This is a genomic window from Ruegeria sp. CDSC025 (assembly GCF_059610805.1).
In genome coordinates this window covers 260,514-279,447 of sequence record NZ_JBXWOJ010000002.1, presented here as the reverse complement: position 1 = coordinate 279,447, position 18,934 = coordinate 260,514, and the positions used below count along the sequence as shown (strand labels likewise).

The following is an 18,934-nucleotide window of genomic DNA, read 5'->3' as shown; positions in this document are numbered from 1 at the left end:
GTATCATGTCCCTGACCCTCGCTATCGTGGGGCGCCCCAATGTGGGCAAATCCACTTTGTTCAACCGCCTCGTCGGCAAACGACTGGCATTGGTCGACGACCAGCCAGGTGTTACGCGCGATTTGCGCGAAGGCGAAGCGCGTCTGGGCGATCTGCGCTTTACCGTTATTGATACGGCGGGTCTTGAGGATGCGACAGACGACAGCCTTGAAGGCCGGATGCGACGCCTGACCGAGCGCGCCGTGGACATGGCTGATGTGTGCCTGTTCATGATCGACGCGCGTGTGGGGTTGACGCCCACAGATGAGATGTTTGCCGAGATTCTGCGCAAACGATCGAAACACGTGATCCTTGCGGCCAACAAAGCCGAAGGTTCGGCGGCTGATGCCGGTGTGCTCGAAGCTTATAATCTGGGTCTGGGCGAGCCGGTCCGCCTGTCGGGTGAACATGGCGAGGGGATGACCGATCTTTACGCACATCTGATGCCTCTGGCGGATGCTGCTGCGGAAAAAGCGATCGAAGAAGCGCCCGTAACTGATATCGAGCTTGATGAAGACGGCGAAGCCGTAACCCCGTTGATCACCGACGCCAAGCCGTTGCAAGTTGCCGTTGTTGGTCGCCCGAATGCCGGAAAATCCACCCTGATCAACAAGATCGTTGGCGAAGATCGCTTGTTGACCGGACCCGAGGCCGGGATCACACGCGATGCAATTAGCCTGCGGATCGACTGGGCCGACCCCGAGGGTGAAAGCACGCCGATGCGGATCTTCGATACGGCGGGGATGCGCAAAAAAGCCAAGGTACAGGAAAAACTTGAGAAGCTTTCTGTATCGGATGGTTTGCGGGCAGTAAAATTTGCCGAGGTTGTGGTGGTGTTGCTGGATGCGGCGATTCCGTTTGAACAGCAGGATCTGCGCATCGCGGATCTGGCCGAACGCGAGGGCCGAGCCGTCGTTGTCGCCATTAACAAATGGGATATCGAAGAGGACAAGCAGGAAAAACTGCGCGATCTGAAAGAATCGTTCGAACGTCTTCTGCCGCAGTTGCGCGGCGCGCCACTGGTCACGGTTTCCGCCAAAACAGGGCGGGGGCTTGAGCGCCTGCGTGCTGCTATCCTACGCGCCCATGATATCTGGAACCGACGTGTGCCGACTGCTGCTTTGAACCGTTGGTTGATCGCAATGCTGGAACAGCACCCGCCGCCAGCGCCGCAGGGTCGCCGGATCAAGCTGCGGTATATGACTCAGGCCAAAACCCGCCCCCCTGGATTCGTGGTTATGTGTTCGCACCCCGACAAGATGCCTGAAAGCTATAACCGTTATCTGGTCAACGGCCTGCGTGAGAGTTTCGATATGCCCGGGACCCCCATCCGACTGACCTTGCGCGGACAGGGAGACAAGAACCCTTACAAGGGACGGCGTAAGAAAAACGCAGGTGCCTTGGCCAAGCATTTGAAGGGACGCGCGTAACTGCGCCAATCTGTTGCATTTTTCATCTCGGGGCGTGACAGCCCTTTGATGGGGCGCTAGCATTCGCTGGCGCGCTTTTGTTTCCAAGCGTGTCGCTTGTTTGCGGGAAGACCGCACTCATTTTTAGAATCACATTGCAACGGGCCATTGTGGGGAGCCGACGGAATGGATTTGAGAGAATACACACGTCAATACGCGGTTCAGGACAATGGATTGGCCGCGATCAGCTACTTTGGGACTTTCGCGGTTTATTTCTCATCGTTGGCATTAGCCATCATCTATGTGGACCGCTGGTATGTTATGATGCCTGCCGGGGTGGTTTTCGCGTTTTCCGCTGTTCGCCTTTACGTGCTGCAGCACGATTGCGGCCATCATTCGCTATTTGAAACGCGTGCACAGAATGAATGGGCAGGGCATGGGCTGTCCCCGTTCACTTTCGCTCCATTCGAAGTGATGAAGCAAAACCACAACCTGCATCACTCCGGCATCGGCAATCTGGAACATCGTGAGACCGGCGAAATTCATACCATGACCGTGAGGGAATGGAATGCGGCGAACTTGTGGTCGCGGCTGTATTATCGCCTATACCGCAACCCGTTTGTGCTGGTACCGGTCGGAGCATTGTTTACTTATTTCATTCGCTACCGCTGGCCCAAGAATACGGTGCGGTTCGGCGTCAAAGGCGTGCTGCTGCACAACCTGTCGATCCTGATTTTCCTGGGCCTGCTGTATCTGATCGCCGGTGCGACCGGTATTTTGGTTTGGGTGGCCTTTTCCTTCCTTGGCGGGATGCTGGGAGTTTTCCTAGTCTATCTTCAGCATAATTTCGAAGACACATACTGGGACCGTCGCCCAGATCTGGATCCGAAATTGGCCGCGCTGCAGGGGTCGTCGGCGCTGGATTTCGGCTGGTGGTTTGATAATGCGGTGGCCTGCATCACATTGCACGACATACACCACTTCAACGCGCGCATCCCCTCTTACCGGCTGAGGGAATGCCACTATAACCTCCCGTCCGAGTATACGCCGCGCCGGATCAAATTCCCCGAGGCGGTAGCGGCTTTGAATCTGAAACTTTGGGATGAGGACAACAAACGGCTTGTACCTTTCCCTCCTAAGGATCAATCCCGGGGGCTGGCCCGTAGCAGCTAGCCGGTATTCCGGCCCGATGTGAGAAGGAAAGGAACTCTGATGACCGCAGTGACCGATGTAAAGGGTGTAGGCGAGGCGCTTGGGCAAGCGTTGATTGCCAATGGCTTCAAGACCGCAGAAGACCTTGCGAGCGCGAAACCCGCAGAGCTCGTCAAAGTTCCCCGCATTGGTGTGGCACGGGCACCGGTTCTTATTGCGGCGGCGAAAGCAGCCGTTTCAGCCAAAACCACGACTGCGCGCGCAGCAACCAAGCGCCCAGCTGCTCGGAAGGGCGTTACTGCTGCCTCCCGGAAGCGGGCTGAGGAAACCGCCCAGAAGGCTGCTGAAGAGAAAGCCGCTGCTGAAGCCAAAGCGCGAAAAAAGGCCAAGGCAAAAGCCAAGGCTGAGAAAGCTGCCAAAAAGCTGCTGGAAATGGAGGCCGCATTCTCAAAGGCAAAGGACAAGGTGAAAGCCAAAGCCAAAAAGGATAAAAAGTCCAAAAAGGACGACAAGAAAAAAGATCAAAAAAAACAGGACGCCAAAGAGAAAGTGGGCAAGAAGAAGAGTAAGAAAAAAGATAAGAAAAAGACGAAGAAGTAGACCTCCTCCGCCTTTTGATTTTCTCAGGACCGGCGCAGTTGGTTAGCGCCGGTTTTCTTATGCCAGCGTGCCGTCCCGCTGTAAGGTCAGTTTACCGCCAAGATAGGGGGCCAGAACCTTGGGCAAGGTCACGGTACCATCGGCGTTCTGACCATTTTCCAGCACGGCGATCAAGCAACGACCGACAGCCAGGCCGGAGCCGTTCAGTGTATGGACGTATTCCGGTTTGCCACCCGCTTCGGGGCGGAACCGCGCGTTCATGCGGCGGGCCTGAAAATCACCACAAGTCGAGACCGAGCTGATCTCGCGATAGGTATCCTGTCCGGGCAACCATGCCTCGATGTCATAGGTACGGCGCGCGCCAAAGCCCATGTCGCCCGTACACAGGATCACGGTGCGATAGGGTATGCCCAATTTTTCTAGAATACCTTCGGCGCAGCGTAACATGCGCTTTTGCTCCTTATCCGATTTGTCCGGATGGGTGACCGAGACCATCTCGACCTTTTCGAACTGGTGCTGACGCAGCATCCCGCGGGTGTCTTTGCCCGCGCTGCCGGCCTCGGACCGGAAACACAGGGAATGCGCGGTATAACGACGAGGCAGAGAGCTTTCATCGACCAGCGTTTCGTTGACGATATTGGTCAGCGACACTTCGGAGGTTGGGATCAGCCACCAGCCTTCACGGGTCTGATAGCTGTCTTCGCCAAACTTCGGCAGTTGCCCGGTGCCCTGCATCATTTCGGACAGAACCAGAACCGGGCCGTTGACCTCGGTCAGTTCGTTTTCGTTGATATGTGTGTCCAGCATGAACTGCGCCAATGCGCGGTGAATGCGGGCTACGCCACCGGACAGCAGCACAAAACGCGAACCGGACAGTTTCGCGGCAGTCTCAAAATCCATACCGGTCTGGACGGCTTCGATCTCAAAATGCTCTTTGGGCGCAAAATCCAGCGTGGGCGGAGTGCCCCAGCGGTTGACTTCGACATTGTCGTTTTCATCCGCGCCTTCGGGCACATCTTCGGCGGGCAGGTTGGCGATGCGGATCAGTTGATCGGTCAGAAGGGCGTCCAGATCCTTGGCCTCGGTCTGCATCCGGGCGATCTCGGCCTTTTTCTCGGCGACCAGCGCGCGCAGGCGCTCGAACTCGACCTCATCGCCACGACCCTTGGCCGCACCAACCTCTTTGGACGCCTTGTTTTGCTCCGCCTGAGCGGTTTCTGCGGCCAATATCTTGGCGCGGCGGCTTTCGTCCAGGCGCAACAGGTCCGACGACACCGGCGCGTCCCCACGGCGCGCAAGGGCGGCGTCGAAGGCGGCTGGGTTTTCGCGTATGGCGCGGATGTCGTGCATGGTTCAGGTCCTTAAATGCGTGAATCACTGCAGCCGCTTATGCACCATCTGAAAGGCGGGGTGTAGCACCGGTTACGACTTATCCGTATCGTCGTGTGTTTCATGCGCCAAATGGCCATCCCAGTCTTCGAGCGGAATTTTTGGTTTTGGCGGATCGGCCATGTAAGACGGCGTCATGATCTGCACATTGTTTTCATTGAACACGGCCACGATGTTGCGATGCAGGTCCGAGCGGATCTTGGGAATGATACTGCCACGGGTCGAATACCCATTGATCTGGTAGTTGATCGCGTAGTCTGCCAGCGCGGTCCACAACACAAACGGCTCGGGTTTGGCCTTGATGCCCTTGGTGCGATTGGCCGCTTCGATCAGCATGGCCTCGACTTTTTCGGATGGTTCCTCATACCCGATTCCCACGGTCGTATGCAGCAACAGCCCGCTGCCGTCGGTTCTTTTTGAGAAATTCACCACGTCCGAGTTCATCAACTGGGCATTTGGAATAGAGATCAACTCGTTCTTGATGGATTTGAGATGCGTCTCCATCAGCTTGATCTGAACCACGTCGCCGATGTGATCCCCGATCTGAATGCGATCCCCGATCGAGGTTGACCGGCGATAGATCACGAACAGACCGGCCAGCATGTTGGACACAACCGAGTTTGCGCCCAGCGACAGCATGGCACCCACCAGAAGGGTCAGACCTTGAAACGCGGCCGAGTCCGACCCCGGAATGTAGGGCACTGCAAGCACCAGAGCGATCAGGATAACAACCACGCGGGCGATATTGAACGTTGGGTTCACCCAGTGCTTTTCGAAATCGCCAAGGTCAAAAGTTCCGGCCTCAACCGCGTCAAAGAACACACGCATACCCTTGATAATATACATTGTAACCCATGTGATCAGGCCCAGCATGATCAGGTTCGGGAAATAGCTGATGATTCCCTTAAAGATCAGAAGAACGGGTTCTGTCAGATAGGTTAGCAGCAGTTGAGCGAAATATCGGGTTTCAGCAAAGGAAAGTAGGACAAAGGACAGGTAGTAGTAAAAGCCCAGAAAGAAGATGATCAGCAGTATGAAGTTCAGGCCGTAACGGACCAGTGCCGCAATCGCTTCGGCCTGTACGCTTTTGGCTGTAGCGGTCTCAACATCTTTCAGGTGGCGCTTAACAAACTTCAAGGTCCGCCGTCGGATACTGCGATGCAGCCACAAGATAACCACGACGAACACAACGAAACCAAGGGTCCAGCCCGCCGCTTCTATGGCGCCGGATACGCGGGCCTGATCGGTTCGGTTGGCTCGGTAGGCGATGATCGCCTCTTCGATGGCCTGGCCATGCAAATAGCTGAGAACATCCAGCTTTATTTGATCCAGCGCGGCGTCAGCCTCTGTGACGATGGTGACCTGTACGCCGTCGGCCCGAATGCTGGTCCCCAGCTCTGTGTCTTCAAAAGTAATCGAGACCTCTGTGCTTGTTGAGGCTTCGGCAACTTCGACGATGACCTCCTGCACCCGCTCGACACGTTCCGACGCCGGTAGCGCGCTGGACCCACGCAAGAAAAACAGCATCTCACCGTCGACAATAACCGGTGCTTTGAAGGTCTCGGACTGTTCATCATCCTCGCGGATGTCTTCCACGATATCCTGAGCTGATGCCGCGATTGGCAGGGCCAGTAGCAAGGCCGTCACGATCAGCCGGACAAACATGCCAAAGGATTGAATAAAATGCGTCATCGGACCTCCCTCATTACAACTATATCCGAGCGGGAGCATCTTCATAGAGGGTAACTGACCCGGCGCCCTTAATCCTTGGAAATGCAGAAAGACCGGCAAAGTTATCCATGTTTTTTAAAGAATAAATTCCAAGCGCCTCCTGTCCTTGCAAACAGGCATTTCAAAGAATAGGTTCTCGCCAAATTTGCGGAGCATTTTCGCAGTACCAAACCAAAAGGAATATCCCATGGAAGGTGGCGCAATCGCCCAGTTTCTCCCGCTGATCCTGATTTTTGCGATCATGTATTTCCTGCTGATCCGTCCACAGCAGAAGAAAATGAAGGAACATCAAGCCATGGTCGAGGCCGTGCGCCGGGGCGATCAGGTCGTTACCCAGGGTGGGCTGATTGGTAAAGTGGCCAAGGTCAAAGAAGGCGACAACGAGATCGAAGTCGAAATCGCCGAGGGAGTCAAAGTCCGCGTGGTTAAATCGACCATTTCGCAGGTTCTGAACAAGACTGAGCCGGCGAAGTAACTTCGCGATACAATCCCTTGAAAAGGCAGGGTAATGCTGCAAATTGATACCTGGAAGCGGGTTCTGATCTGGCTTGTCTGCGTGACTGGCTTGCTGATGGCCCTGCCGAATGCGTTTTATACGCGCGTTGAACAATCCAATGACGCCAAGGCGGCGATCGAGCTTGGCGTCGACACCCCTGAAATGCAGGCAGAGGCGGCGCAATGGCCGAACTGGCTGCCGTCGTCGCTGGTCAATCTAGGGCTGGATTTGCGTGGTGGCGCGCATCTTTTGGCCGAAGTTCGGGTGGGTGACGTCTACGAATCCCGCATGGATGCGATGTGGCCGGAAATCCGGGATGCGCTGCGGGATGAACGTGCCACTGTGGGCACCATCCGTCGCCAGGAAGCGGCGCCTGATGAGATTCGCCTTCGCATCAGTCAGCCCGAGGGCATGTCCCGCGCGCTGGAGGTTGTCCGCGGTCTGGCCCGTCAGGTGCAGACCCTCAGCGGTGTAGGGGCCACGGATATCGAGGCCCGCGCCGAAGGTGATACGATCATTGTACAACTTTCTGAGGCCGAGAAGCTGGCCTCAGACGACCGCACCGTGCGTCAATCGCTGGAAATCATTCGCCGCCGGATTGACGAGGTGGGCACCCGCGAGCCGACCATCCAAAGGCAAGGCACCGACCGTATTCTGATCCAGGTGCCAGGTATCGGCAGCGCAGGAGAGTTGAAAGAGATCATCGGCACGACCGCGCAACTGACCTTTAACCCCGTCGTTGGGCGCGGAACCGACCCCGATGCGATAGCGGGCGTTGGCGAAGAGGTGGTGCCGTCGATTGACGAAAATGGCGTCTATTACACGTTGGATGCCGCGCCGGTTGTAACGGGCGAGGAACTGGTCGATGCGCAGCCCGCGTTTGACCAGAATGGCCGCCCGGCGGTGAGTTTCCGCTTTAACACCTCTGGCGCGCGTAAATTTGGTGATTACACGCTGGAAAACATCGGGGCACCCTTCGCCATCGTTCTGGATGACGAAGTGATCTCAGCCCCGGTGATCCAAAGTCATATCCCCGGCGGGTCTGGTATCATCACCGGTAATTTCACCGTCGAGGAAAGTACAAATCTGGCTGTCCTGTTGCGCGCAGGGGCACTGCCCGCCGGGCTGGAGTTTCTGGAAGAAAGAACCATCGGCCCCGAGCTGGGCCAGGACAGTATCGACGCGGGTAAGGTGGCTACCATCGTGGCCTTTGTCGCGGTGCTGACATTCATGGCGCTCAGCTATGGCCTGTTTGGTTTCTTCGCCAATATTGCGCTGATCATCAACGTTGGCCTGTTGTTTGGTCTGCTTTCCCTGATTGGGGCGACGTTGACCCTGCCTGGGATCGCGGGGATCGTTCTGACGGTAGGTATGGCGGTGGATGCCAACGTACTGATCTTCGAGCGTATCCGAGAGGAACTGAAATCTGCCAAAGGTCCTGCCCGCGCGATTGAGCTGGGTTATGAAAAAGCGCTGTCGGCCATTCTGGACGCCAACGTGACCACCTTCATTACCGCTGTAATCCTGTTTGCCATGGGCAGCGGGCCAGTGCGCGGGTTCGCAATCACTTTGGGTCTGGGTATTCTGACCTCGGTCTTCACCGCGATCTTCGTGACGCGCCTGATGATCGTGATTTGGTTCGAACGCCGCCGTCCGAAAACGATCGAGGTTTGACATGAGACTGAAACTCGTACCCCAGAATACCTCGTTCGATTTCTTCAGTCGCTGGAAGATCTGGCTGGGTATCTCGGCCTTGATGATGATTGTCGCGTTTACGTCATTCATGCTGCAGGGCCTGAATTTCGGCATTGATTTCCGTGGAGGGACCACCATTCGGACCCAAAGCGCGCAGGAAATCGATGTCGGCACATATCGTGACGCTATTGCGCCGCTTGGACTTGGCGACGTGACGATCACCGAGATTTTCGATCCGAGCTTCGGGCCAGATCAACATGTCGCGATGATCCGCATTCAGGCGCAGGATGATGCTGAGGCTGTCAATGCGGCCACGATTGAACAAATTGGCGAAGCTCTTGCCGCAGCGGACCCCGGGTTGAAACTGCCCTTCGAAAGCGTCGAATCTGTAGGACCCAAAGTCTCGGGAGAGCTTATCCAGACCGCCGTAATCGCGGTGGTGCTCGCCATTGGGGCGGTGCTTGTCTACATCTGGCTGCGGTTTGAATGGCAGTTTGCGCTGGGGGCTGTCGCTGCGCTGGTGCATGACGTCATCCTGACTATCGGCATCTTTTCCGAACTGCAGATCCGCTTTGATCTGGCGATCATCGCTGCGCTGCTGACCATCGTGGGCTATTCGTTGAATGATACGGTGGTCGTGTTCGACCGGGTGCGCGAGAACTTGCGGAAATACAAGAAAAAGGACCTAAAGGAGGTTCTGAACATTTCGATCAACGAAACGCTCAGCCGGACAGTCATGACCTCTGTCACCACCTTGCTGGCGTTGATTTCGCTCTATGTTCTGGGCGGGGATGTGATCCGCGGGTTTGTCTTTGCTATGATTTGGGGTGTGATCGTAGGTACCTATTCGTCCGTCTTTGTGGCCTCAACCATCCTGTTGTGGCTGGGCGTCAAGCGCGACTGGTCCAAGCCATCAAACACTTCTGGCAACCAGTTTGCCAACATCGATGCCTGAGTATTTTGGCCAGTCCTCCACAGGGCTGGCCATCATAGTTTTTGCTGCCTTTCTTGGCGGTGTAGTGCGCGGCTTTTCCGGATTTGGGACCGCCCTGATATTCCTGCCAATCGCAACCCCATTCCTTGATCCTTTCAAGGCGCTGACCTGCCTGACAATCATGGATATACTGGGCCCGCTGCCCAACCTTCGCCGGGCCTGGCGAGAGGTCGACAGGGGTGATCTGGTCCGTCTGGTGGGAGGGTGCGCACTCGCTCTGCCATTGGGGCTGTGGTTGCTGACCACGGTCGATCCACATGTATTTCGCTATACCGTTAGCCTGTTGGCGTTTCTTATGCTGGCTATTCTGGTGTTCGGTCTGCGCTATCACGGTCATGTCAGTCGCAAAATGGTTTTGGGAATAGGAAGCGCTGGTGGGTTTTTGGGCGGTGTCGCGGGCCTGCCCGGACCGGCCGTTATCTTGTTCTATATGTCTCGACCTCTTCCCGTGGCCGTGATCCGTGCGACGATCCTGTTATACCTGTTCGCCTTTGATTTTCTGCTTCTGGGGTACCTGACTGGCATGGACCGTATCACGCTGCCTGCTGTGATATTGGGTCTGGCTCTGGCGGTCCCCAATCTGGCTGGTAATTGGCTGGGTGGTTGGATGTTCCGGCCCGAGCGGGAAAAGCTTTATCGTGCCGCTGCGTATCTGGCGATAGCGCTTGCAGCCTTGTCGGGCCTACCGCTTTGGGGCATAGATGCCTCCTATGCGTATGAATGAAATCTCTTATGACAATGCGGCCCCTGTTGACGGATATGGTCCTGGGTTTTTCCGCATCGGTGGTCAGGTCTATGACGGGTCGGTGCTGACCGGCCCTGCAGGATCAGCGAAATGGGGCGGGTACGACGACAGGGATGGTCTGTTGAAATTGGCGGGTCAGGTCGATGTGCTGTTTATTGGAACCGGCGCTGAGCTGGCCCATATTCCTTCTGATCTGCGCGCCGCCTTGGAAGATTCGGGGATCGGGGTTGAGATCATGAACTCTCCGTCCGCGTGCCGCACATACAATATCCTGTTATCCGAAGGGCGCCGTATTGCGCTGGCGCTGCTACCGGTCTGATAGGATTCTTTTCCTCTGTCCTTGCGCTTAGATGCCACCCAAATACGTTGCTGTCGGTATGCTGCGGCAAATCCCGCCTTTTGCCTCTGACGGCAATAGGATAAGCGGGATTCATGACATTGACCGTGACCGACCTGTCGATCGCCCGAGGGGGCGTTCCTGTGCTGGAAAATCTCAGCTTTTCGCTGGAGCCCGGAAAGGCGCTTATCCTACGCGGGCCGAACGGGATCGGTAAAACAACGCTGCTGCGAACGCTGGCAGGCCTGCAGCCTCCGCTTGAGGGGCAGATCGACGGGGCTGAGGACCGGATCGCCTATGCCTCACATTCCGACGGACTCAAGCCGACTCTGACCGTGGTGGAAAACCTGTCGTTCTGGGCGCAGGTCTTCGGCAGTCACAGCATTCAACCGGCCTTGGACGCGTTTGCTTTGACTGAGCTGTCGGATCGCCATGCCGGCAATCTGTCGGCAGGCCAGAAACGTCGATTGGGGTTGGCGCGGATGTTGGTCACCGAACGACCCATCTGGATGTTGGATGAGCCCACTGTGTCGCTGGATAAGAATGCAGTGCAGATGTTTGCAGACGCGGTGCGCGCGCATCTGGGGCAGGGTGGGTCTGCCTTGATTGCCACCCATATCGACCTTGGTCTGGACGGAGAGGTCCTGGATGTGGGGCCCTACAAGGCTAAACCGAAACCTGTCGATGATCTCGACGGAGGTTTCCTGTGATCGCCCTGCTTTTACGTGATTTGAAACTGGCCTTCCGTGCGGGCGGAGGGTTTGGCCTTGGCCTGGCGTTTTTTCTTATCGTCACCGTGCTGGTGCCTTTTTCAGTTGGCCCGCAATCCGCGTTGTTGTCCACGATTGCACCTGGCGTGCTATGGCTGGGGGCACTTTTGGCCTGCCTTCTGTCACTTGACCGGCTGCTTGCGCTGGATTGGGAGGACGGCTCGCTCGACCTATTGGCGACGGCGCCCCTGCCGTTAGAAGCGGTCGTAACGATCAAGTCTTTGGCGCATTGGCTGACTACGGGCTTGCCACTGGTTCTGGCCGCGCCCTTCCTGGGCGTTCTGCTTAATTTGCCTTTGCCCGGCTTTTTCTGGCTTGTCGTCTCACTTTTGATTGGCACGCCCGCGATGAGCGTCATCGGAACCTTTGGTGCCGCTCTTACGGTCGGCTTGAAACGCGGCGGATTGCTGCTGTCGCTTCTTGTGCTGCCTCTTTATGTACCGACATTGATCTTCGGGGCCGAGGTCGCGCGCCGCGGCGCAACCGGAATGGAAACGCAGACACCCTTGTTGATGCTGGCTGGGATCACTGCGGCGACGATTGCCCTGTTACCTTTTGCCAGCGCCGCCGTGTTGCGCATTAACCTACGGTGACACAGTGTAACTTTGACGGATGTCAATTGAGAATGAACCCGACTCGGACTAGATAAGGCCCATGTCTATCGCAGCCAAAGCCAATACCCTCTGGGAATATGCCAATCCGCGCAAGTTTCTTGCCACCAGTGAACGGGTGATGCCGTTCTTCTGGGGCGCGGCTTTGGTTTGCATCGTCATTGGTCTGGTGTGGGGATTTTTCTTCACACCCGATGATTACAAGCAGGGATCGACCGTCAAGATCATTTACCTGCATGTGCCCGCCGCACTGATGGCGATTAACTGCTGGCTTATGATGCTGGCGACCTCTCTGGTTTGGCTGGTTCGCCGTCATCATGTCAGTGCGCTGGCTGCGCGCGCGGCCGCACCTGTGGGCATCGTGATGACATTGATTGCGTTGGCAACCGGGGCGATTTGGGGGCAGCCTATGTGGGGCACCTGGTGGGCCTGGGATCCACGTCTGACCTCATTCCTGATCCTGTTCCTCTTCTATTTGGGCTATGTCGCCTTGTGGGAGGCGATCGAAGACCCTGATACGGCTGCCGATCTGACCTCGATCCTGTGTCTGGTGGGGTCGGTCTTTGCTATCCTCAGCCGTTATGCGGTGAATTTCTGGAATCAGGGGCTGCATCAGGGCGCTTCTGTCCTGCGGGCTGGTGCCGTGACTGGAGCGGATACCGAAGAGAAGGTCAGCAATATCTATTTCTATCCTCTGCTGCTCTGCATTGTCGGGTTCGTGTTGTTGTTCATCGCCTTGGTACTTTACCGCACGGGTACTGAAATTCGCACGCGTCGGACCAAGACTCTGCTGGCGCGGGAAAGGGCAAACGGATGATCCCTGATCTTGGAAAATATGCCGATACGGTGCTCTGGTCCTATGTGGTTTCCATCGGGCTTTTGCTGGCGCTGGTTCTGGTCAGCGTGATGAGGGGCCGCAGGGCGCAGGCTGAGCTGGAAAAAGTTGAACAAAGGATAAAGCGCAATGGCTAAGATCTCGCCCCTGATGATTGCGCCCCCGCTGATCTTTGGCGCCTTTGCGGTCCTTGCCGGTATTGGCATGTTCCGCGATGACCCAAACGCTTTGCCCTCGGCGCGTGAGGGTCAAACCGCGCCGCCGGTTGTGTTGACTGAGTTTGCAGGCAAACCGCAGTTCGACGATGCAACGCTGCGCGACGGAGAGGTCAAGCTGGTGAATTACTGGGCCAGCTGGTGCGCGCCCTGCCGGGTAGAGCACCCGAACCTGCAAGCCCTGTCGGATGAAGGCATCCCTGTCTATGGCATCAACTACAAGGACAAGCTGGAAAATGCCGAGGCTTTCCTGAATGAACTCGGCGATCCCTATTCGGCCATCGGACGGGATGAACAGGGGCGCATGGCGCTGGACTGGGGTGTTTACGGCGTGCCGGAAACCTATGTGGTCGATGGCGACGGAACCATTATCCTGCGTTTTGCCGGGCCGATTACCCAGCGCGTCATCGAAAAAACCATCAGGCCCGCTCTGGAAAAGGCTGCGGCCGATTAACGCTGGTAAGGATTGATGGATAATACCGGACTTCTGAACGATCTTGTCACAATCACCCGCCTTGGTGCTGTTACCGTAGTTCTATGGTTCGGCACCCGCATGTGGGAGGTCTGGCAAAAAACAAAACAACGTCGTGAAGATCGGGATGCTTTGTTGCGGGCGCTTTTCGCCGAGGTGGATTTCAACACAAGCGATCTGACGCGGTTTCTGGAAAACGCGCCGCCTCTGACGCAATTCGAATCCCTGTTTCAAAAGAAGGGGTACATCCCGCATGTCACCGACGCCCGGCATACCGATGTCTATAGATCAGGCATCAAAGATCTGCATTTTCTGGAAGACGGGCTGATCTCGGAATTCGTGAAATTCTATGGCGGTCTTGAAAAGATCCGAACACAGATCGAAGGGCTGCATAACGCAAGTTTTCTTAAGATATCGGTGCCGGGCAAAGTGGGCACGATCCGCGGCCTGTATAATACGAGTGAGGCTTGCGAAATGGCCGGTCACAGCATTCTGACGCAGATGGAACGCAACTATACCGATCTCAAATTAAAAAGGCGCCCTGAACATCTGTCCGGGCACCTGAGCGGTGATGAGAGTGAATTATCAGCCAGATTAACGGCTTTGACGTCAAACCTGGATCGGATCAGGGCCAAAAAGCATGATTCATAGTCTCCTCTGTGTGACCAATATATAGGCGCGTCACGTCTTACTTTCAAGTGAATGATGCGGGTGCGGCCTGCCTGTAAGGGCAACGGTATTCGCTTAAATCGCTCTTGTCATCAGGGTTCTGAAACTAAAAAGGGCGCCCGGTTGGACGCCCCTTTTTATTCGTTGAAAGGTCTTAGTCCGCTTTGGCCAGGTTCCGCAGCACGTAATGCAGCACACCACCGTTTTCGATATATTCGATCTCGGGCGCGGTATCGATGCGGCACTTGAGGGTGATGGTCTTTTCCGAACCGTCACCGAAAGTGATGGTGCAGGGCACCTCTTGCAGCGGCTGGATCGTATCCAGACCGTGGATCGAGACGGTTTCATCACCCTTCAGCCCCAGCGTCTTGCGCGAGTCACCACCGGTGAATTCGAACGGCACAACGCCCATGCCAACCAGGTTCGAGCGGTGGATACGCTCAAAGCTTTCAGCGATGACCGCTTTGACGCCCAGCAGGGCCGTGCCCTTGGCCGCCCAGTCACGTGACGAACCCGCGCCATACTGCTCACCACCGAAAACAACCAGCGGTGTGCCCTGTTCCTGATAGGCCATCGACGCGTCATAGATCGAGGTCTGCTCGCCATCGGGGCCTTTGGTATAGCCGCCTTCAACCGCGTCCAGCATCTCGTTCTTAATGCGGATATTGGCAAAGGTGCCGCGCATCATGACCTCGTGGTTGCCACGGCGCGACCCGTAAGAGTTGAACTCGCGCGGTTGCACCTGACGGTCGGTCAGGTACTTGCCAGCGGGTGTGGTTGTCGCAAAGGAACCAGCGGGTGAGATGTGGTCGGTGGTGACCATATCGCCCAGAATGGCCAGAACCTTGGCGCCTTCGATGTTCGAAATGGTGCCGGGCTCGTGCCCCATGCCCTGGAAGTAGGGCGGGTTCTGGATATAGGTCGAGGTCGGTGGCCAGTCATAGGTTTCGGCATCGGTGGTATCGACCGCTTGCCATTTCTCGTCGCCTTTGAAGACGTCTGCATATTTCGACAGGAACGCCTCACGGGTGACCGTCTGTTCGACCAATTCCGCCACTTCTTGCTGGGTTGGCCAGATGTCTTTCATGAAGACATCATTGCCGTCCTTGTCCTGACCGATCGGTTCTGAGGTCAGGTCGATATCCATCGTACCGGCCAGCGCATAGACCACGACCAGTGGCGGTGAGGCCAGGTAGTTGGCGCGAACATCCGGACTGATACGGCCTTCGAAGTTGCGGTTACCCGACAAGACCGACGTGGCTACCAAATCGCCCTCGGCAATTGCCTCAGAGAGCTCTTTCTGGATTGGACCCGAGTTGCCGATACAGGTGGTGCAGCCGTAGCCGACAAGGTTGAAGCCGATCTTGTCCAGATCTTCCTGCAGGCCAGCGGCCTCAAGATAAGCAGAAACAACCTGCGATCCCGGTGCGAGCGAAGTTTTGACCCAAGGCTGACGGTTCAGACCCAAGGCTGCGGCTTTGCGGGCCACAAGACCAGCGCCGATCATGACATACGGGTTCGAGGTGTTGGTGCAGGAGGTGATCGAGGCGATCACAACCTTGCCCGATTCCAGGGTATAGTCTTCGCCTTTGACGGCGACTTCCTTACCCATGGGTCGCTTGAACGTCTCGGCCATTTCCCTGGTGAACGCCGCCTTGGCACCGGTCAGAGCAACATAATCCTGGGGGCGCTTTGGGCCCGAGATCGCGGGAACGATGGTGCGCATGTCCAGCGACAGGGTGTCGGTGTAGATCGGTGCGTAATCTGCGTCGCGCCAGAAGCCGTTTTCCTTGGCATAGGCTTCGACCAGCGCGATGCGATCTTCGTCACGGCCGGTGTTACGCAGATAGCGCAGCGTTTCACCGTCAATCGGGAAGAAACCACATGTCGCGCCATATTCCGGGGCCATGTTGGCGATGGTTGCCCGGTCGGCCAGCGGCAGACGGTCCAGACCTTCGCCGAAAAATTCGACGAATTTGCCCACAACACCCTTTGCGCGCAGCATTTCGACGACCTTCAGAACCAGATCGGTTCCGGTGGTGCCTTCGACCAGATCACCGGTCAGCTCAAAGCCCACGACTTCGGGGATCAGCATCGAGATCGGCTGACCCAGCATAGCGGCTTCGGCCTCGATCCCGCCGACGCCCCAGCCCAGAACGGCCATGCCGTTGACCATGGTGGTGTGGCTGTCGGTGCCGACCAGCGTGTCGGGATAGGCAACCTCGTTGCCATCCTGATCCGTGTCGGTCCAGACTGTCTGCGCCAGATATTCCAGGTTTACCTGGTGACAGATCCCGGTTCCGGGGGGCACAACGCGGAAGTTGTTGAAGGCACCCTGACCCCATTTCAGGAACTGATACCGCTCCATGTTGCGTTCGTATTCGCGGTCAACATTCATCTGGAACGCGCGCGGGTTGCCGAATTCGTCAATCATGACCGAGTGGTCGATGACCAGATCAACGGGGTTCAACGGGTTGATCTTCTGCGCGTCACCGCCCAGAGCCTTGATACCATCGCGCATGGCGGCCAGATCGACCACCGCCGGAACGCCGGTGAAATCCTGCATCAACACGCGGGCAGGGCGATAGGCGATCTCGCGGGGGTTCTTGCCACCTTTGGCGCCCCATTCGGCAAACGCCTTGATGTCGTCGACCGAGACGGAAAATCCGTCATCTTCGAACCGCAACATGTTTTCCAACACCACCTTCAGGGCGGCGGGCAGTTTCGAGAAATCACCCAGGCCGGCCTCTTGCGCGGCGGGGATCGAGTAATACGAGATGGACTTGCCATTCACGCTCAGGCTGCGGCGTGTCTTGGCGGTATCCTGTCCGACTTTGATGGGCATCTGTGGCCTCCCTCTCAAATGACGTGGAATATGGGATTCGCTGAGGGCTATCTGCATCACCCAAGCGCGCGGTTCAAGGTCCAACAGACCAGGTGCGGCAATTTTTGTATACCATTGCACACATTTTTGCGAAAACCTTGTGTCACCGGTCTCAAGAAACCTTGATTGGTGCTTGATCAGCGTTCCGTCTAAACCAGTAATGCACCCCATGAAACCCGAGAGCAAACATGTTCAAATCTGCAACCGCAACCGCGTTGGCGTCCCTGTTTCTGGCTACTTCGGCCATTGCAGAAAGCGGACCCGTAGTGGTGGAGCTGTTCACCTCGCAGGGATGTTCGTCCTGCCCCCCGGCTGACCGGATCATGCAGGATCTGGCCAATCGGGATGACGTCATCGGGTTGGCGCTGCATGTGGATTATTGGGACTATATCGGATGGGAGGATGAATATGCCGACCCCACCCATACTGAGCGTCAGCGCAGCTATGCCGGAAATTCCGGGCGTACGGTGATCTATACGCCTCAGATGGTAGTGAATGGTCAGCAGGATATTGTAGGGGCAGATACGGCAAAGCTGGATTACCTGATCGGCGACCATTCCAAGGCCGCTCCGCAGGCGTCGGTTTCGGCCTCGCGTACAGGAGATAACGTAACTGTTGACGTTTCCTCGATCAGCTTGCCACCGGATCAGGTCTATGACATCCGGGTGGTGCAATACACGCCAATGCGCCATGCTTCGATCCGGCGCGGAGAGTTGGCCGGACAAGAACTGGATTATGCCAATGTGGTCGAGGCCTGGACAGTAGCCGGGCAATGGGACGGGACAGCGCCTAAGACCTATAAGGTATCTTTGACGTCAGGTTTACCGGCCGTTGTGTTGGTGCAAGGGGTTGGCCATGGGCCGATTATTGCGGCAGCACGCGTTCGCTGATCAGGGCATGTCTTTGGCTTGGACGCCTAGCCCGTTCCAGGTTTTCCAGCGACGATGAATCCAGAACCACTGACCCATATGCTGTCGGACAACCGCCTCGAGGTCATCATTGGTGAACTGGGTCATCGTCTTTGGATCCGTATGTGGGACCGGTTCGTGCAGGATGATTTCGAAATCAACCCCATTGGGCTGACGCACCGCATAGCACGGAATCAGGTCGGCTTTGTATTTCATTGCCAGTTCAGCATTCAAAACCGACGTCACGGCCGGTTTGCCGAAAAAAGTCAGCTCTTCCCCGCCATGTGCGTGCAGGTCTGACACAATAGCGATGATCCCGCCTTTTTTGAGTGTCCGCACCATTTCGACCATCCCGCGACGGCCTTGTTCGAACATCGGGGCGCCGGTTTTGTAGAACGCATCGACATACATGTCGTTGAAGTAGGGGTTCGCCATTCGACGGTAGAGACAGCCAATAGGCTGACCGCTGCGTTCTTGAAGGGCAATACGCGCGGCCAGGTAATGGCCGAAATGCGCAGTGATCATCATCACAGGTCGCCCCTCTGCCAAGGCGGAATCAAAGGCAGCAAGGCCTGTACCCGTGACTTTGGCAAAGCGTTGGCGTTCTGTGAAATCCTCGGGCGAGAAGTGCTCCATGATCGCGCGCCCGGCGTTGTCAGGAACGGCCTTGCAGATGCGTTTCACTTCGGATTCAGTCAGGTCCGGGCAGGTGAGTTTCAGATTGCTGCGTACTCTTTTCGAGAACCCGACCAACGGTGCAAGGTTTCTCGCTATGGCGCCCATTGTGGCAATGCGTGTCTCATAGGGCAGCAACCGTAACGCTTTGATAACGCCTTTCAGGAACATGCCGGATACATAGTATTTGCCAAGCTCGGACCTGCTTAGTTCAGACTTTTCAACGGGCATCAGAAGGTCTCGGCGTCTGTTGTGAATTGCCGGGTCAGACATACAAGCCGATCGCGGTAACCACAAGCTTTCTACTC

Annotated in this window: 19 protein-coding genes; 15 read left to right on the top strand and 4 right to left on the bottom strand. The window is 56.5% G+C overall.

The features are described from left to right. The first annotated feature begins 5 nt into the window (after positions 1–5). The 3 genes from der (at position 6) to AC2FH8_RS04555 (ending at position 3,200) form a co-directional block, all read left to right on the top strand. A complete protein-coding gene (der, locus tag AC2FH8_RS04565; RefSeq protein ID WP_142633070.1) occupies positions 6–1,469 on the top strand; it encodes a ribosome biogenesis GTPase Der in 1,464 nt (487 codons plus the stop codon). Between the two features lie 165 nt (positions 1,470–1,634). Continuing rightward, a complete protein-coding gene (locus tag AC2FH8_RS04560; RefSeq protein WP_496688496.1) occupies positions 1,635–2,621 on the top strand; it encodes a fatty acid desaturase in 987 nt (328 codons plus the stop codon). A 39-nt stretch (positions 2,622–2,660) separates the two neighbouring features. After that, positions 2,661–3,200, top strand: a complete 540-nt coding sequence (locus AC2FH8_RS04555; protein WP_496688494.1) for a helix-hairpin-helix domain-containing protein — start codon at positions 2,661–2,663, stop codon at positions 3,198–3,200. A gap of 57 nt (positions 3,201–3,257) precedes the next feature. Here AC2FH8_RS04555 and serS read toward each other — a convergent pair whose 3' ends face one another. Both serS and AC2FH8_RS04545 read right to left on the bottom strand, forming a co-directional pair. After that, positions 3,258–4,550 carry a serine--tRNA ligase gene (serS, locus tag AC2FH8_RS04550; protein WP_496688492.1) on the bottom strand — a complete coding sequence of 431 codons (1,293 nt, stop codon included), beginning with the start codon at positions 4,548–4,550 and terminating at the stop codon, positions 3,258–3,260. A 72-nt stretch (positions 4,551–4,622) separates the two neighbouring features. Then, positions 4,623–6,281, bottom strand: a complete 1,659-nt coding sequence (locus AC2FH8_RS04545) for a mechanosensitive ion channel family protein (protein WP_496688490.1) — start codon at positions 6,279–6,281, stop codon at positions 4,623–4,625. Between the two features lie 226 nt (positions 6,282–6,507). Here AC2FH8_RS04545 and yajC point away from each other — a divergent pair, with 226 nt between their 5' ends. The 11 genes from yajC (at position 6,508) to AC2FH8_RS04490 (ending at position 14,141) form a co-directional block, all read left to right on the top strand. After that, a complete protein-coding gene (gene yajC, locus AC2FH8_RS04540) occupies positions 6,508–6,795 on the top strand; it encodes a preprotein translocase subunit YajC (RefSeq protein WP_142633080.1) in 288 nt (95 codons plus the stop codon). Between the two features lie 33 nt (positions 6,796–6,828). Continuing rightward, positions 6,829–8,490 (top strand): protein translocase subunit SecD, encoded by a 1,662-nt coding sequence (secD, locus tag AC2FH8_RS04535; RefSeq protein ID WP_282027340.1) that lies wholly within the window; start codon positions 6,829–6,831, stop codon positions 8,488–8,490. Position 8,491: 1 nt separating this feature from the next. Then, positions 8,492–9,466 carry a protein translocase subunit SecF gene (gene secF, locus AC2FH8_RS04530; protein ID WP_142633084.1) on the top strand — a complete coding sequence of 325 codons (975 nt, stop codon included), beginning with the start codon at positions 8,492–8,494 and terminating at the stop codon, positions 9,464–9,466. Then, the gene (locus tag AC2FH8_RS04525) at positions 9,459–10,229 is read left to right on the top strand and encodes a TSUP family transporter (protein WP_496688487.1); all 771 of its coding nucleotides are present in this window, start codon (positions 9,459–9,461) and stop codon (positions 10,227–10,229) included. The genes secF and AC2FH8_RS04525 overlap by 8 nt, the downstream gene beginning before the upstream one ends. Next, positions 10,216–10,569 (top strand): Mth938-like domain-containing protein, encoded by a 354-nt coding sequence (locus tag AC2FH8_RS04520; protein ID WP_142635082.1) that lies wholly within the window; start codon positions 10,216–10,218, stop codon positions 10,567–10,569. The genes AC2FH8_RS04525 and AC2FH8_RS04520 overlap by 14 nt, the downstream gene beginning before the upstream one ends. A gap of 113 nt (positions 10,570–10,682) precedes the next feature. Beyond that, positions 10,683–11,297, top strand: coding sequence for a heme ABC exporter ATP-binding protein CcmA (gene ccmA / locus AC2FH8_RS04515; protein WP_142633088.1), 615 nt, complete (start codon positions 10,683–10,685; stop codon positions 11,295–11,297). Beyond that, a complete protein-coding gene (gene ccmB, locus AC2FH8_RS04510; protein WP_282021834.1) occupies positions 11,294–11,950 on the top strand; it encodes a heme exporter protein CcmB in 657 nt (218 codons plus the stop codon). Before ccmA ends, ccmB begins: the two co-directional genes overlap by 4 nt. A gap of 61 nt (positions 11,951–12,011) precedes the next feature. Next, entirely contained in the window at positions 12,012–12,785 is a 774-nt protein-coding gene (locus tag AC2FH8_RS04505) for a heme ABC transporter permease (protein WP_142633092.1), read from the top strand. Further along, positions 12,782–12,940, top strand: a complete 159-nt coding sequence (gene ccmD / locus AC2FH8_RS04500; RefSeq protein WP_281971899.1) for a heme exporter protein CcmD — start codon at positions 12,782–12,784, stop codon at positions 12,938–12,940. Before AC2FH8_RS04505 ends, ccmD begins: the two co-directional genes overlap by 4 nt. Continuing rightward, complete coding sequence (locus tag AC2FH8_RS04495; protein WP_496688484.1) at positions 12,933–13,472, top strand: DsbE family thiol:disulfide interchange protein; 540 nt, start codon at positions 12,933–12,935, stop codon at positions 13,470–13,472. Before ccmD ends, AC2FH8_RS04495 begins: the two co-directional genes overlap by 8 nt. A 15-nt stretch (positions 13,473–13,487) precedes the next feature. Beyond that, positions 13,488–14,141 (top strand): hypothetical protein, encoded by a 654-nt coding sequence (locus AC2FH8_RS04490; RefSeq protein WP_496688482.1) that lies wholly within the window; start codon positions 13,488–13,490, stop codon positions 14,139–14,141. A 172-nt stretch (positions 14,142–14,313) separates the two neighbouring features. Here AC2FH8_RS04490 and acnA read toward each other — a convergent pair whose 3' ends face one another. Continuing rightward, complete coding sequence (gene acnA, locus AC2FH8_RS04485; RefSeq protein ID WP_496688480.1) at positions 14,314–17,004, bottom strand: aconitate hydratase AcnA; 2,691 nt, start codon at positions 17,002–17,004, stop codon at positions 14,314–14,316. Positions 17,005–17,231: 227 nt separating this feature from the next. Between acnA and AC2FH8_RS04480 the strand changes: the two genes are divergently transcribed. Continuing rightward, positions 17,232–17,933 (top strand): DUF1223 domain-containing protein, encoded by a 702-nt coding sequence (locus tag AC2FH8_RS04480; RefSeq protein WP_496688478.1) that lies wholly within the window; start codon positions 17,232–17,234, stop codon positions 17,931–17,933. Here the strand turns inward: AC2FH8_RS04480 and AC2FH8_RS04475 are convergent, their stop codons facing one another. Next, positions 17,934–18,857 carry a lysophospholipid acyltransferase family protein gene (locus AC2FH8_RS04475; protein WP_496688476.1) on the bottom strand — a complete coding sequence of 308 codons (924 nt, stop codon included), beginning with the start codon at positions 18,855–18,857 and terminating at the stop codon, positions 17,934–17,936. Positions 18,858–18,934 lie beyond the last annotated feature (77 nt).

Coding starts and splice junctions, on each gene's coding strand:
- AC2FH8_RS04545 (WP_496688490.1), bottom strand. CDS start 6,281: ATGACGCATTTTATTCAATCCTTTGGCATGTTTGTCCGGCTGATCGTG.
- der (WP_142633070.1), top strand. CDS start 6: ATGTCCCTGACCCTCGCTATCGTGGGGCGCCCCAATGTGGGCAAATCC.
- AC2FH8_RS04495 (WP_496688484.1), top strand. CDS start 12,933: ATGGCTAAGATCTCGCCCCTGATGATTGCGCCCCCGCTGATCTTTGGC.
- AC2FH8_RS04475 (WP_496688476.1), bottom strand. CDS start 18,857: ATGCCCGTTGAAAAGTCTGAACTAAGCAGGTCCGAGCTTGGCAAATAC.
- AC2FH8_RS04525 (WP_496688487.1), top strand. CDS start 9,459: ATGCCTGAGTATTTTGGCCAGTCCTCCACAGGGCTGGCCATCATAGTT.
- yajC (WP_142633080.1), top strand. CDS start 6,508: ATGGAAGGTGGCGCAATCGCCCAGTTTCTCCCGCTGATCCTGATTTTT.
- AC2FH8_RS04520 (WP_142635082.1), top strand. CDS start 10,216: ATGCGTATGAATGAAATCTCTTATGACAATGCGGCCCCTGTTGACGGA.
- ccmA (WP_142633088.1), top strand. CDS start 10,683: ATGACATTGACCGTGACCGACCTGTCGATCGCCCGAGGGGGCGTTCCT.
- AC2FH8_RS04560 (WP_496688496.1), top strand. CDS start 1,635: ATGGATTTGAGAGAATACACACGTCAATACGCGGTTCAGGACAATGGA.
- serS (WP_496688492.1), bottom strand. CDS start 4,550: ATGCACGACATCCGCGCCATACGCGAAAACCCAGCCGCCTTCGACGCC.
- secD (WP_282027340.1), top strand. CDS start 6,829: ATGCTGCAAATTGATACCTGGAAGCGGGTTCTGATCTGGCTTGTCTGC.
- AC2FH8_RS04505 (WP_142633092.1), top strand. CDS start 12,012: ATGTCTATCGCAGCCAAAGCCAATACCCTCTGGGAATATGCCAATCCG.
- secF (WP_142633084.1), top strand. CDS start 8,492: ATGAGACTGAAACTCGTACCCCAGAATACCTCGTTCGATTTCTTCAGT.
- AC2FH8_RS04555 (WP_496688494.1), top strand. CDS start 2,661: ATGACCGCAGTGACCGATGTAAAGGGTGTAGGCGAGGCGCTTGGGCAA.
- AC2FH8_RS04480 (WP_496688478.1), top strand. CDS start 17,232: ATGTTCAAATCTGCAACCGCAACCGCGTTGGCGTCCCTGTTTCTGGCT.
- AC2FH8_RS04490 (WP_496688482.1), top strand. CDS start 13,488: ATGGATAATACCGGACTTCTGAACGATCTTGTCACAATCACCCGCCTT.
- acnA (WP_496688480.1), bottom strand. CDS start 17,004: ATGCCCATCAAAGTCGGACAGGATACCGCCAAGACACGCCGCAGCCTG.
- ccmD (WP_281971899.1), top strand. CDS start 12,782: ATGATCCCTGATCTTGGAAAATATGCCGATACGGTGCTCTGGTCCTAT.